At 48.5% G+C, this 13,298-nt stretch carries 13 protein-coding genes; 9 read left to right on the top strand and 4 right to left on the bottom strand.

The features are described from left to right. Positions 1-27: 27 nt before the first annotated feature. From BLT91_RS08065 to BLT91_RS08055, 3 genes are all read right to left on the bottom strand, one after another. Positions 28-1,320 (bottom strand): MFS transporter, encoded by a 1,293-nt coding sequence (locus BLT91_RS08065; RefSeq protein WP_254776831.1) that lies wholly within the window; start codon positions 1,318-1,320, stop codon positions 28-30. A gap of 42 nt (positions 1,321-1,362) precedes the next feature. Next, positions 1,363-1,605, bottom strand: coding sequence for a hypothetical protein (locus tag BLT91_RS08060; protein ID WP_090819184.1), 243 nt, complete (start codon positions 1,603-1,605; stop codon positions 1,363-1,365). 121 nt (positions 1,606-1,726) lie between these two features. Continuing rightward, positions 1,727-2,632 carry an ArsR/SmtB family transcription factor gene (locus tag BLT91_RS08055; protein ID WP_090819181.1) on the bottom strand — a complete coding sequence of 302 codons (906 nt, stop codon included), beginning with the start codon at positions 2,630-2,632 and terminating at the stop codon, positions 1,727-1,729. 164 nt (positions 2,633-2,796) lie between these two features. Here BLT91_RS08055 and BLT91_RS08050 point away from each other — a divergent pair, with 164 nt between their 5' ends. The 9 genes from BLT91_RS08050 to BLT91_RS32695 all read left to right on the top strand — a co-directional run bounded on the left by BLT91_RS08050 (position 2,797) and on the right by BLT91_RS32695 (position 12,547). Beyond that, on the top strand, positions 2,797-4,308 hold the full coding sequence (locus BLT91_RS08050) for an arabinosylfuranosidase ArfA (RefSeq protein WP_090819179.1): 1,512 nt from the start codon (positions 2,797-2,799) through the stop codon (positions 4,306-4,308). A 172-nt stretch (positions 4,309-4,480) separates the two neighbouring features. Beyond that, positions 4,481-4,798: a c-type cytochrome gene (locus tag BLT91_RS08045; RefSeq protein WP_090819176.1), complete on the top strand. Its 318-nt coding sequence runs from the start codon at positions 4,481-4,483 to the stop codon at positions 4,796-4,798. Between the two features lie 95 nt (positions 4,799-4,893). Then, entirely contained in the window at positions 4,894-6,912 is a 2,019-nt protein-coding gene (locus BLT91_RS08040) for an LTA synthase family protein (RefSeq protein ID WP_090819174.1), read from the top strand. 181 nt (positions 6,913-7,093) lie between these two features. Continuing rightward, positions 7,094-7,180: a putative holin-like toxin gene (locus BLT91_RS32700; protein WP_302847481.1), complete on the top strand. Its 87-nt coding sequence runs from the start codon at positions 7,094-7,096 to the stop codon at positions 7,178-7,180. Between the two features lie 306 nt (positions 7,181-7,486). Beyond that, positions 7,487-8,263: an ABC transporter permease gene (locus BLT91_RS08035; RefSeq protein ID WP_090819171.1), complete on the top strand. Its 777-nt coding sequence runs from the start codon at positions 7,487-7,489 to the stop codon at positions 8,261-8,263. After that, entirely contained in the window at positions 8,260-9,051 is a 792-nt protein-coding gene (locus BLT91_RS08030; RefSeq protein ID WP_090819169.1) for an ABC transporter permease, read from the top strand. Before BLT91_RS08035 ends, BLT91_RS08030 begins: the two co-directional genes overlap by 4 nt. A 37-nt stretch (positions 9,052-9,088) precedes the next feature. Then, positions 9,089-10,060, top strand: a complete 972-nt coding sequence (locus BLT91_RS08025) for an ABC transporter ATP-binding protein (RefSeq protein WP_090819166.1) — start codon at positions 9,089-9,091, stop codon at positions 10,058-10,060. A gap of 16 nt (positions 10,061-10,076) precedes the next feature. Then, on the top strand, positions 10,077-12,374 hold the full coding sequence (helD, locus tag BLT91_RS08020; protein ID WP_090819163.1) for an RNA polymerase recycling motor HelD: 2,298 nt from the start codon (positions 10,077-10,079) through the stop codon (positions 12,372-12,374). A 44-nt stretch (positions 12,375-12,418) separates the two neighbouring features. Beyond that, positions 12,419-12,547 carry a sporulation protein YjcZ gene (locus BLT91_RS32695; RefSeq protein WP_141224953.1) on the top strand — a complete coding sequence of 43 codons (129 nt, stop codon included), beginning with the start codon at positions 12,419-12,421 and terminating at the stop codon, positions 12,545-12,547. An 81-nt stretch (positions 12,548-12,628) separates the two neighbouring features. On the opposite strand, the gene bluB is transcribed toward BLT91_RS32695, so the two are convergent. Continuing rightward, on the bottom strand, positions 12,629-13,285 hold the full coding sequence (gene bluB / locus BLT91_RS08015; protein WP_090819160.1) for a 5,6-dimethylbenzimidazole synthase: 657 nt from the start codon (positions 13,283-13,285) through the stop codon (positions 12,629-12,631). Positions 13,286-13,298 lie beyond the last annotated feature (13 nt).

The following is a 13,298-nucleotide window of genomic DNA, read 5'->3' as shown; positions in this document are numbered from 1 at the left end:
CCTCCACAGTTAATGAATTGATTGGTGTTAAGCTGTCTTCGAAAGCGGTTGACCCTCTAAACTGCGATTCGAGTAGACGAATCCAGCACAGAGAAGTAAGATGCCCATTGTGACATAGAACACGGACGTGAACCCGTACGCTGCCGCAAGATGGCTGCCAATTAAAGGGCCAATCAGATTGCCTAAGAACAGCGAAGAAGTATTAAAGCCGTAAGCTGTCCCCTGAATCTGAGTAGGCGCCAGCTTCATGACGAGAACGTTCAGCGAGGGGATCATGCCGCCGATGAACAGTCCAAGCAGGAATCTGCCGACTAAGAGCATGGTGATGCTGGTGGCAAAAGCCTGCGGGATGAAGGCGAGTGCCGCCATCGACAAGGCGATGACCAGTGTTTTACGCTGACCGATACGGTCACCGATTCTCCCTAAGGACGGAGCACCAAACAAGTTCGCGATACCGGTTATCGCAACGACTAAACCAGCGAGCAGCTCCAAATGGCTGCCGGTATACAGGGTCTTCGCGTAGACCGTTACAATCGGCTCGATGCTCATCATCCCGATCTGAGTGATCAGAGAAGCGGCGAAGACCGGGAACAAAGGCCGAAACAGGCGCCACTCTGCGCGCTGTCGTTCTTTTTTCTGAGAGGGGGGCTTGCGCTCCTCTTTGATGAAAATTAAGACGATGAGGCTCGCACAGAGCATGAGACCTCCTGTGAAGAAGAACACATGGCTGTAGCCAATGAAGCCGGCAAGCAAGCCCCCCAATAAAGGGCCGATGAGCGATCCGGCGATTGCTCCTGTCTGTAACGTGCCGAGCGACTTTCCCGAATGCTCCGGCGGGGTAACGGAAGCTTGAAGGGACACCGCCATCGAGATGAAGCCGGAGAAGACGCCATTCAACAGCCGTAGAGATAGCAGCTGCCAAGGCGCCGTGACGATGCCCATGAGTGCTGTCACAATGGCCATACCGAACCCGGCGCGAAGCAGCATGATTTTGCGTCCACGCCGGTCGGCAATGGCACCCCAGAGCGGTTGAGTCAGGAACGAGGTGACGAATTGAGCAGCGACAATCCAGCCTGTCCAACGAACGACATCACCCAGCTCATGTACCCCAAGCTCTCCGATGTAGAGCGGCAAAAAAGGTAGAACAAGATTCATGCCGCACATGATGGAGAAGTTAGCCACCCATAAGATCCATAATGACTTTTTCCAGTGTAAGGGTGTCGGCATGGCAGCGGCTCCTTTTGATTTTTTTCCAGTATACCATATTTCGCTCGGATGCCATTTGGATGGCCTGTGGAAAATAAAAAGAGCTATCCCCAAGCGGTTTAGGCCGCATTTGGAGGATAGCCGCGCTGCAGTAGGTTATTGATTGATACTAGACATCACCGCACCGAAGAAGATAACAACGAAAATGATATAGAGAACGATACCGATGGCGGCCCAGATTAAGCTTGCTTTGGCATAATTGGCTTTCGAAGGATTTTCTCCTTTACTGAATGCCCACACGAATAACAAGATAATATTCACAATCGGAATTGCGAGCAGCAGGATTGTTATCATCCAATCTTTGACACTTAAGACAGGCGCGGTTTGTTGTTCTTCCATATAAAAGTTCAACTCCCTCTCGTCATATAAGTTAACTGTATTTCAACGTTACCCCATATATGCCATCAAATTGACGAGAGTTAACCCCGTGACAACTGCTGCCTGTACTTGCGTCCCAACCCTACCTGCGGTAGGTGCGAAACAGAATGTCACGATTATAGTTGCCGAACCCTTCACCGTACAAGGTCAACCCGCCGACATGCTCTGCATGTTCCGGCACCTCGAGCCGCAGTGTCCACTCGTTGCGGGACATGCGGATATCCTTGATCATGACAGCCGATAACCGCTGTCCGTCAAGAAACGTACCCTGCTCGGTGATCCGGATGACCTTCAACCAACCATATTGGTTGATGGAATCCGGCCACCAGGCAGGTGTGAGCTGACCGCGGCCTTGTCCCGAATCTCCGGGACTTGTCCAAAAGCCGAGCAGCGAGTCATTCACGTAAAAATAAATGTCGGACGGCCAATTCTCGGCAATTCCCGGAGCTTCCGAGCCTATTTCTAGCGAAATCTCGATTTCCTCAAGCGTCTGGCTGGGCAGCACGTAATTCGGAATCCGATATTCCACGAAGCCGCTCCCAAACCAGAGAATCTTGGCATGCATCCGCTCAGGCTCGAAGAAAAACCGCGGATCATCATATTGACCAATTACATGGTCTGCTGTTGCTAGTCCGCAAGTGGGATGAATTTCAAAGCGTGTGTAGTGTCCTATGGGAACGGAAATTTCGTCGAACGCACGCTGCTGCTCGGTTAGCTGAGGGAGTTGTATTTCGATGCTGGAAACCGCCAGCGTGCATATTTTGTGTGTGCCGCCTTGCTTGCGAACTAACGCTGTGTGGATAAGTCCGCCAGCCTCTAACTTCTTCACATGCATCGTCACGATGGCGCTGCTTAAGCCTAGCGTATGGGCTAAATCTTTCACATTCATTTCTTTCTCAGCAAGCCGCTCCAGAATCTGAAGCCGCACATCGCTAGCTAGCGCTTCATAGAGCGGCAGCCATTTGCGGTCGGTTGTCGTGTGGATCATCATGCAAAACTCCTCATAAAAAAATGGGCTAATTAATAAAAATATGAATTCAAAACAAGGAAAATGAAAAGCTTGAAATCATTCGCTCCTTATTGTTTAATATTGATATAATAAATGTATAAACTGATTTATATTTTTATTAATTATACTATGAGGTGAATGTAATGTCTATGAAAGCAAGTATGATTATCGACAAAGATTTTAAAATTGGCGAAGTAGATTCTCGGATTTATGGCTCATTTATTGAGCATTTGGGACGCGCAATTTATGGCGGGATTTATGAACCGGGACATCCGCAAGCAGATGAGCAAGGATTTCGAGCAGATGTACTGGAGCTAGTGAAAGGTTTGGATGTTCCAATCGTTCGTTATCCGGGGGGGAATTTTGTATCCGGTTACAACTGGGAGGATGGCATTGGCCCCTTAGACCAGCGTAAGAAGAGGCTTGATCTGGCTTGGCGTACCATTGAGCCTAACTTGATTGGACTTAATGAATTCATGGATTGGTGCCGTAAAGCAAATACAGACGCGATGATGGCTGTCAATCTGGGGACGCGCGGTCCAGATGAGGCAAGAGATATCATCGAATACACCAATATCAAAGGAGGCACCTACTGGAGCGATTTGCGGATATCCCATGGGTATAAGGCACCGCATAATATCAAAACTTGGTGTTTAGGCAACGAAATGGATGGCCCTTGGCAAACCGGCAGCAAAACAGCTGTGGAATACGGACGAACGGCCTGTGAAACAGCCAAAGTCATGAAGTGGGTCGATCCCTCGATCGAACTTGTTGCCTGCGGCAGCTCCTCTCTAAATATGCCGACTTTCCCCGACTGGGAAGCGACTGTGCTAGAGCATACGTACGATCATGTTGATTATATTTCCCTGCATCAATATTACGGAAATCGTGACAAGGATTCTGCCAATTTCCTCGCGCAATCCATGGGCATGGATCGGTTCATCCATACGGTTATCTCGACGGCGGATTATGTACAGGCCAAGAAGCGCGGGAAAAAGAAAATCAACTTGTCCTTCGACGAATGGAATGTTTGGTATCACTCCAATGATGCCGATCGTAAAATAGAGCCTTGGTCTATCGCTCCGCCACAGCTTGAAGACATTTACAACCATGAAGATGCTCTATTAGTTGGTTGCATGCTTATCTCGATGTTGAAGCGCGCAGATCGTGTGAAAATGGCTTGTATGGCACAGCTCGTCAACGTCATCGCACCGATTATGACAGCGAATGGCGGAGAAGCCTGGAAGCAAACGATCTACTATCCTTACATGCATGCAAGTGTTTTCGGACGTGGGACCGTACTTGTGCCGTTGATCAAATCGCCCAAATACGATGCAAAAGATTATACCGATGTGCCTTACTTGGAGGCCGTTGCCATCCATAACGAAGACAAGGCTGAAGTGACGGTCTTCGCGGTTAATCGTCATCTGGAGGAAGCACTCCCGCTAGAGCTGGACCTTCGCAGCTTTGGTGATTGCCGCATTATCGAGCATATTGTTCTAGAAAACGACGATCTGAAAGCCTCGAATACTCTCGAAGAGCAGGATCGGGTGAAACCTCACACAGGAGGCAATGCAGCCGTTTCTACGAACGGCTCCATACAGGCAACACTTGGAAAAGCGTCTTGGAACGTTATTCGTTTGAAATTGGCGTAGTCTGCCAACAACAAATTGATAAGACATGGTTGGGATGAAAATATCCCTGCCATGTCTTTATTTTGTTCATTATCCAGCTTGCTTAACCGATTTGTGTCGGGCGACTCCTTTATTTTTCAATCTATGCTCTGTTATGATGAGGGAAATACGTGATTGAAGGAGTTTCGAGCATATGAAATTAAGGCTGCTTGGTGTGATTATTCTGGCTCTAGCCTTATCCGCCTGTGGAAATAATAAACAAAATGAAACGCAGACGACTGCTGTGAAAGCGGATGCTCCTAAGATTTATCAAAATTTCTGCATCTCTTGCCATGGTAATCAATTACAAGGGGGTCAAGGTCCAAATATTCAAAAAGTCGGAGAACGGTTGGATGAAGCGCAAATCATTAAGCGTATACAAAAGGGTGGTGGCGGGATGCCGCCATTCCAAGTCGCACTGAAAGAAGAAGAATTGAAGGCATTGGCATCGTGGCTGGCAGGTCTCAAATAAAGGGATTAAATGGAAACTAAGCTTCCTTTAAGGTTAGCTACATATTTTCTTCACAATTGGTGGTTACAATAGGAGCAAGAGGAGAGTGATGCAAGATGCACTTGAATTTGAAGCCCCGGAGCCATCTTCCGAAGAAGATAAGACCATTCCGTCTGGGAGCGACGATTTCGCTTTTATTATTTATGATTTGTTTACCCATACTTTCTATAGCTGGATTGGAACTTCTTGAACGGGGCTCTTTGCACGATACGCTCCAATGGATATCATCCAATCAAACATTTTTTCTATTGAATGTAGGACTATCTTTCTGTTTACTCGCTTTCATTTATGCAGTGGTAGGATCACTAGCCATTTCCGGATCGATCTCGACCTTACTGCTTGGTCTCATGGCACTGATTTCTTATATGAAGGTGAAAATGATCGGGGAGCCTTTCTTCCCGTGGGATATTCTGCTGAATAAAGAAAGTATGAACATTGCTTCGCTTGTAACCGGGAAAGCCGCACTTCTGCGAATCGGAGCTGTGCTCACCGCGGTAATTCTAGTCCTATTATTAAAATGGGTGCTGCCGCGTGTATCCTTACCTATCATTAGTCGAATTGGTTTAGGGCTGTTTTCGCTCTATGCCTTGTATGCATTTGGGATCAAGACACCGCTAGCTGGCAAAATTCTGGACCATGCCGGTGTGAACGAAATTATATGGAATCAGCGAGAGAATTACTCGAATAATGGATTAGCGCTCGCTTTTACGCTCAATGTCAAAAATTCGATCGTTCAAAAACCGGGAACCTATAGCGATCAGTCCATCGCAACCGTTGCAGCTACTATTCAACAAGCAGAACTGAAAGATACAGGACTGAATAAGTCAGCCGTTGCCGATCCTTTAAAAGGGAAAAAGCCGAACGTTATCTTCATTATGAGTGAAGCGTTCTGGGACCCTACTTTGCTAACGAATGTAAAGTTCAGTGAAGATCCGGTACCAACCATCCATCGGTTGCAAAAAGAGTCGACTTTCGGTTACTTGCTATCCCCCCAATTTGGTGGCGGTACGAGCAACGTGGAATTTGAGGTGTTGACGGGGAACTCGATGAGCTTCCTGCCAGGAGGGTCCATTCCTTATCAACAGTATGTCACCAAACCCGTACCAAGTTTAGCGAGTTATTTTGCGGATCAAGGGTACAGGAGCATGGGGATTCACTCGTATGAAGGCTGGTTCTGGAACCGTAATACGGTGTATAAGGAGCTGGGCTTCGAATCGTTTAAGAGCAGCGAGCATTTCGTGAATCCAGAGACGAAGGGGTACTTTATCTCGGACGCCGAAGTGTCTAGGAACCTTATTGAAGAAGTAGATAAAACAGCGGATCCGATGTTTATCTACACGGTAACCATGCAAAATCATGGACCTTATGATGAGCCTCGATACGGAGAAAATCAGTTTAAAGCGCAAGGTAACCTGACGCCGGAAGCCAAGTCCATTCTAGAAACGTACGCGCAGGGCGCACATGATGCGGATCAAAGCTTGCAAATGCTGATCGATCACTTCAAGGAATCGAATGAGCCTACAATGATCGTATTCTACGGTGACCATTTGCCGATGCTGGGATTAGATTATCAAGTGTATAAGGAAGCGGGTTTCATCCAATCCAGTAATGCCAACGAGTGGTCGCTGGAAGAAGTAAAGAAGATGCACAGCATTCCGCTTGTCACTTGGTCGAATTTCGATATGCCGAAGCAGGATATCCCACTGCTCAGTGATTCTTTCCTTGGTGCCCACGTGCTGGATATGCTGCATATGCAGAAACCGGCCAACTTCGCCTTGAACGCCGAATTGGCGGCGAAAGTGCCCGGCTTGCTGAGCAATCTCGTTGTGGATGAGAACCAAGAGCTCCATGCAGTGGTACCCGAATCATCGAAAAAACTCCTGGATGACTACAGGAATGTGCAGTACGATTTACTTTTCGGTAAGCAGTACCTGGCTGAGCATATTGATCATGATTATTTGACGAAAACAGTTCAGGCTAGCTATAACGCTGAATTTAATGCACAAGGTACGCCAGCGCGAGCCGCAGCGGAGAGCAGCAGTACCCCGAATGCCAAGCCGGTTAGTGCGCAGTAAAGCGATAAACTATCACAATAACGATATAGAACGAAAGAACCTCCAACACTACTTTTGCAGTGGATTTGGAGGTTCTTTCGTTCTATTAATAATTGAAACTTATTTCCAATAGCGTTAAACTATTCAATGTGTACAACTCAACCTTGGGTGCGGCATTTCCTCCGGAAGGGAGGAGGATGCCATGGAGACTTTCCAAACGATCATGATCATGTTTGCGTTCGGTAGTTTTATACTGGCGCTATTGACATACATCGATAAACGAAAGTAACCCACTCTTAGGTTGACCGCCTTGTGGGTTACTCTCTTAGTCATGATATTTACTTAGGAGGAAGTCCACCCAAGATTGTACACGGGAGACGGTTAGCGGACCGTCTCTTATTTATTTTTATGATATCACTTTTATTTTATACTTCGCAACTTTATATTCCCTAAATAAGGATTTATGCTATTTTAGGTATCAAAAATAATCATTGCCACAAGCAGCCTAATTTTGGTAATATAGATTCCTGTCTCTACGCGGCGGCTGCATCAATAAACTAGTTTTTTTTGAATGAAAAAACGTAGGAGGTGTTTTATGCTTTTTGCGGTTTTGGCACGCAAGGCGTACGCTAGGAATTTGCAGTATCGCGGGTCGCATCTGCTGCACAATGCAGTGAGTGCGGTGTTTGGCTTCATTTATGCAAGCATATGGACCGGCTTGGGAAGCGATTCGTCACTCGGTGAGTATGGTGCGAAAGGGATTGTCGGTTACATTGCTTTTAACCAGGCGAGCTTGTGGATTACGCAGTTTACGACGAATGGACTCGGGCTCGAGCAATCGGTGCGAACCGGTCAAATCGCGGTCGATCTCATGCGGCCGGTACACTTATTCTATCAGGCGATGAGCCGAGAATGGGGTCAGGTTTTTTATCAGTTTCTTTATAAATTTATCCCGATTTATGCCCTCTACTACTTCATCTTCTCCTTACAGCTTCCACAGCAGGCTTCGGTTTATGGCTGGACAGCGGTCGCGCTTGTCTTAGCGGCATATATCTCCATTTGCATAAATTATTTGATTGGTGTTGCGGCTTTGTGGACCACGGAATCCCGTTGGTTTTACTGGGTGAATTATTCCTTTAGTACGCTGCTCTCCGGCTTTTTCATTCCAGTAGAATGGCTGCCGGGTTGGCTTCGTACGATTAGCTTTTACACACCTTATCCTTATCTACTCTATTACCCTACTCGCATCTACATGCAGCTTGAAGAAGGAACTGCTATGCTCGGCGCTCTCCTATGGGGCATCGGGTTTACTTGTGTCTGTCTGGCGGTTACACAGATGGTCCGCAGAAAACTGGAGGTGCAGGGCGGATGATCACGATGAAGCTGTATATGCTGCTGATCAGGGCGAGTTTGCGCAGCCGGATGCAGTATAAGTTTAATTTCTTTTTTTCGACGGTGATGGCTTCTTTTGTACATATCTCCGAATTTCTGATGGTGGCGCTGGTGATGATGCGTTTTGGCAATATCAAAGGCTGGACGCTGTATGAGGTTTGCTATTTATATGGGGTTATGATGATATCCAAAGCGATTTACCGCACGCTGGCTTCCGATGTGCATCATCTAGAGAAATATCTCGTTTCGGGTGATCTAGATGCGCTTCTTACTCGTCCCGTCCCCGTGCTGCTGGCACTGATGACCCAAAATTCACGTCTCTTATTTGCCGAAATAGGGCAAGGCGTCATCCTGCTGGTTATTGCCATGAAAGCGCTGATGGCTAACGGGCAAATCGGCTGGTCAGCCATTCCATTAACGGGGTTAATTATCGGATCGGGAGCGATCATTTTATTCGCCATAGGCTTAGCGACAGCGGCCGCCGGCTTCTGGCTTACCCGGATCGAATCCTTGCAAAACATGACGGAGGACGCTTCCCAAACGGCGGCGCGCTATCCGCTTTCCTTGTATCCGAAGTGGCTGCAGGGCGCGCTGCTGGTGCTTGTTCCGGTTGGCTTCGTCAATTACATACCTTCGCTATATTTGCTGAGACACCAAGGGGGCATTGGCATGCTTCTAGGAACAATCGCTGTTTCATTGGCTGCGCTCTGGCTCGCTAAGCGCTTCTGGAAGCTAGGCATATCTCGCTATCAAAGCACAGGAAGTTAACCAGAGGGCGCTATTAAGAAGGAGGGATAGGGTTAACATGATAACTGTAACGAATTTGCGAAAGACATTCCAAACCCCGCTTGTCCAAGAGGGCAGGTTCTCAGGCATACGAACTTTGTTTTCACGAGCCTATAAAGAAAAGGCAGCTGTACGAGATGTAAGCTTCAAAATTGAATCTGGTGAGTTCGTCGGGTATATTGGACCTAATGGAGCGGGAAAGTCGACGACGATCAAAATGCTCACCGGCATCCTTCACCCAACCTCAGGCGAGGTGTTGATTCACGGGTATTGTCCGCAAAAGCATCGAAGACGAGTCGTAGGGCAGCTTGGTGTTGTCTTCGGCCAGCGCAGTCAACTGTGGTGGGATTTGCCAGTTAAGGATTCCTATGAAATCCTAACGGCAATGTACCGGGTAGATGAAAGCACCGCCCGCCGCAGATTGGGCGAATTGACAGAGCTGCTTGAACTGAAGGAGCTGATGGACACACCTGTCCGAAAGCTATCCCTTGGTCAGCGGATGCGGGCCGATTTGGCGGCTTCTATGCTGCATGATCCGGATATTTTGTTCCTGGATGAGCCTACGATTGGATTGGATGTTGTGGCTAAGAGGAACATTCGCAGCTTTCTCCAGACATTAAATCGCGATTTTGGTAAAACAATTTTGCTAACTACGCATGATATGGATGATATCGAGCAGTTATGCAAGCGGGTGATCGTGATTAATCACGGCCAAATCGGTTACGACGGCTCGATCGATGAGCTGCGGGATCGAATCGGCTTACCGACGATGATGAAGGTCACCTATCGGGGCGATATTCAAGTGCCGGCTAGCTGGGAGCTTCCATTTCGTGTGGTGGAGCAAGATGCGAATATACTCACGATCGCGTGTAACCGCCAAGAGCTGAAGGCCATGGATGTGCTGAGAATCGTCAGCAGCTGGGGCGATATGGACGATGTACATATGGAAGAGCCTGAGTTCGAAGAGGTGATCCATGGCATATATAAATAGGTAGGAGTGATATCGGATGCCAATTAATAACGAAGAGCGGGAGAGGGAAGAGCAGCGCGTTGCCTCTGTACGAGCTCATATACAGCAGCGAATCTTAGAGCTGGGTCAGACGGTGGATGAACGCCGATCAGAAGCAACAGCGATTGGCCGCAGCTTCTGGGACGATATCTCTGTTAATGCGGATAATGATGATGACCTGATTGAAACGGCGGCGAGTATGGCCCAGCAGGAGCATGTGCTGCAGGGCCAAGAGCGCAGCTACCGCTTAGCGCAGGATGCACTGCGCAAGCTTCAGCGTGTTGTCGATGCGCCGTATTTCAGCCGTATTGATTTCAAAGAGAATGGGGAGCAGGAGCGCGAGAAGATTTACATCGGACTGACGTCCTTTATTGATGCCAAGACGGATGAAATTCTTATCTATGACTGGCGCGCTCCGATTGCCAGCCTTTTCTATGACTATCCGCCAGGCCCGGCAACCTATCGAACACCGGAGATGGATGTCAGCGGCGAGCTGATGCTCAAGCGCCAGTACATCATCAAAGCCGGCGTGCTCCAGGATGTGTTCGATACAGGGATCTCCATTGGGGACGAAATGCTTCAACAGATGCTGAGCCGCAGTGCTGACGAGAAGATGCACAGCATCGTCACGACGATTCAACGCGAGCAAAATCAGATCATTCGCGATGATCGGCATAAGGTGCTTGTCGTGCAGGGCGCCGCTGGCAGCGGTAAAACCTCTGTCGCGCTGCAGCGCATCGCGTATCTGCTTTACAAATATCGGACGACGCTCAGCGCCGACAATATGATTCTGTTCTCGCCGAACTCGCTGTTCAGCGACTACGTCTCTCACGTACTTCCGGAGCTAGGCGAAGCGACCATGCAGCAAACGACATTCCAAGATTATTTAACCCATAAATTAACCGACACGGGTCTGACGATTGAAGATCCGTACGATCAACTTGAGTTCATCCTTACAGGCACGGATCAAGATCCCGCCTATGCAGCGCGTCTGCAAAGCATCCAGTACAAAACATCCGCAGCCTTCCTCAGTGTGATTGAGGCCTACGGTGAGAAGCTGAAACATGGCGGAATCCGTTTCCTCGATCTATCGGTTGGACAGAAAGTGTTGATTACTGCGGACGAGCTCAGCGAACGGTTTTACGGCAAGTCATCCATTCTTGCTCTGGGAGAACGCATGGAGCAATTGTCGGAGTGGATGCTGGAGAAACTGGATGAGATCCAAGCGGATGCGCAGAAACGGTTTTATCGTAAAATGGTGCGGGAGCCGAAATATATGGGCACCGAGCCTGAGATGAAAAAGATGAGTAAGATTAAAGCGCATAAAGCCATTGCCCCTCTCAAGGAAAAGGCGCGAAAGCTCGCCTACGTAGACGTGCTCGGGATGTACCAAGATCTTTACACGAATAGGGAATTACACCAAGAGCTTACACACAAAGCCGAGCAGCGTCTACCTGCTGCTTGGGATACCATAAGCGCCTTCTCGGCTGATGCGCTTGCTGGAGGGGTGCTGCATTACGAAGATGCAACACCTCTTGTGTATCTGAAAGGTCTCGTAGAGGGCCAACTGCGCGTAGGTACTATCCGCTATTGTCTCGTGGATGAGGCGCAGGACTATTCGCCGTTTCACTACGCGTACCTGAAGAAACTGTTTCCACGCGCCCGGTTTACCCTGCTGGGAGACTGGAACCAAGGGATCTTCACGCACGCGAACGCGAGCAGTATGGATGGCGAGGGGCAAACGAGCCAGTATTCCTCCATTAGCGAGCTGATGAAGGAGGACGAGACGGAGACGATCCGCCTCGTCAAGAGCTACCGTTCGACGCGCGAAATCGTCGATTTCGCTAGTCGCGTGCTGCCGAACGGCGAACCGATTGAGCCGTTCAGCCGCAGCGGCGAGCCGCCGCGCCTCCTGCGCGCGGCGGACGAGACCGAGCTCAACCGCCTCGTGGCTGAGGCGGCACTAGCCCGTAAGGGCGGCGGCGCAAGCTCCGTCGCGATCATTTGCAAGACCGAGCGCGAGACTGGGGCAGCGCACGCCAGATTGAAGCCGCTGCTGCCAGGCCTTGCGCGGATTACAAAAGAGACGCTGCACTATGAGGCAGGCGTCATGATCTTGCCGGCGTACCTCGCCAAAGGGCTCGAGTTCGATGCGGTTATTCTCTATGATGCCGGGGAAGCCGTCTACGCGGAGGCGAAGGAGCGCAAGCTGTTCTACACTGCTTGCACCCGTGCCCTTCATCACCTAGATGTGTTCTATCTAGGTGATTTGACACCTTTTCTCCGAAATAGATAGACATCCGTCCATACATAAATGCCCTGCCCGACATAGGATATATCATGCAACAACAAAGATCAGGTTTCAGCGAGCAGAAGGGAGGAATAACCATGTCAGGCGTTGGATATTCTAGCACAGCTGTTGTTCTGGTACTTTACATTCTGTTGGTCATCATTCTTGCAACATTCTAATATTAATAGAATGCAGGGGAACCGCCTTCCGATGGATCGGAGGGCGGTTTTATTGTGTTCAGACTAGGCCTCCTCTGGCACCTAGACGGTGTCAACTTTTGGATTTCCCCAAGTCTCGCTAAATATCAATTTATTCAAGCTCCTGCGTTTTTCCCAATTGGCTGTCTCCAAAATAGGTTTCTCTGGATAGTTATCTGTAAATCCAATGGATAGCAAGGCTACTGGATCAATATGAGGAGGTATTCCTAAGATATCTCGTACATCATTTTTCTTATAGAAACTTACCCAACCCATAGCTAATCCCTCTACACACGCCGCTAACCACATGTTTTGAATCGCACAAGCAACGGACATTATATCTGTCTCTGGTATAGAATTTCTTCCTAAAACATGAGAACCGCCACGAGTTGGGTCACAAGTAACGCAAATCGTAAGAGGGGCCTGCTTGATTCCCTCGATCTTTAGATTTAGAAACTCGTCTTGCCTTGAATCTTCATAATGAATAGCTAACGCCCGTCTCTCTTTATCTGCCGCCCAAGCCAAACGCACTTTAACTTTATCAGTAGAAATTAATATAAAATTCCATGGTTGCATAAACCCCACTGAAGGTCCATGGTGCGCGGCATTTAACAATCTCATTATCGTTTCTTCCGGAATAGGATCCGATAAAAATGTTCGGACATCCCTTCTTGTATAAATGCTCTTGTACAAAGCTTCCTTTTCTTGTTCAGTAAACATCCTTTCACCCCAT

It is taken from the genome of Paenibacillus sp. yr247 (assembly GCF_900103825.1).
GTDB lineage: Bacteria > Bacillota > Bacilli > Paenibacillales > NBRC-103111 > Paenibacillus_E.
The sequence above is the reverse complement of the archived record's forward strand: the minus strand, read 5'-3'. Positions and strand labels throughout refer to the sequence as shown.